Genomic DNA, 841 nt, shown 5'->3' with positions numbered 1-841 from the left:
ACGTAAACTTGACAAAGAAAACACTTTCGCTCAGACTACCTACCAGTAGATAGTTAATTACAGAAACTTACCTCACCGGAGGAATTATGCAAGGTACACAGTTTAAGAATCATAAAGTCCTGATCATTGGTGGCACCAGTGGGATCGGTCTTGAAACAGCAAAGATGGTTTTAGAACAGGGCGGAAAGGCTGTCATTATAGGTAGCCGTGCTGAAAAAGCAGAAGCCGCACGCCAGGAACTCGTGGCTATTTCGGGTGAGGAGAATGCATTCACTCTGACTGCTGACTTATCCAGTATGGAAAGTGTTGCAAAGCTCATCGCTGCCCTGAAAAAGGAGCACAGCGATATTGATATGCTGGTCAATTCCGCCGGCATTTACTACCCAAAAAGTTTCCTTGAGCATTCAGCCGTGGATTACAACAACTTCCTCGATCTGAACCGGGCATTCTTCTTTATTACACAGCATGTTGCTGCATCACTTGTAGATCAGAAGAAAGCTGGATCTATTGTGAATGTTACTGCAGTCGCTGCACGCCAGGCAGTAGAAACCATCACTGCATCAGCTTACTCAATGGCTAAAACGGGTCTGGATACTCTGACACGCCACGCCGCAGCAGAGCTGGCTGAGCACGGTATTCGTGTCAATGCAGTAAGCCCTGGTATTGTTGAAACCCGAATTTTCGAACGTTTTATTCCGGGTGAACAACTGGATGGTGCGCTGGCCAGTTTCAATAACTTCCATCCGCTAGGCCGGAATGGTACACCGCGCGATGTTGCGGAAACTATTGTTTTCCTGCTTTCAGATAAAGCTTCGTGGGTAACCGGGGCAGTCTGGGATGT

At 47.3% G+C, this 841-nt stretch carries 1 protein-coding gene; it reads left to right on the top strand.

From position 1 onward, the window contains the following. Positions 1 to 86 precede the first annotated feature (86 nt). Positions 87 to 841, top strand: a 755-nt coding sequence (locus ACVRRC_RS22035) for an SDR family NAD(P)-dependent oxidoreductase (RefSeq protein WP_472997585.1), incomplete at its 3' end; no start/stop codon positions are given.

It is taken from the genome of Stutzerimonas sp. LR2, from assembly GCF_055755175.1.
Note: the sequence above shows the minus strand (reverse complement) of the source record. Positions and strands in the feature narration are given on the sequence as shown.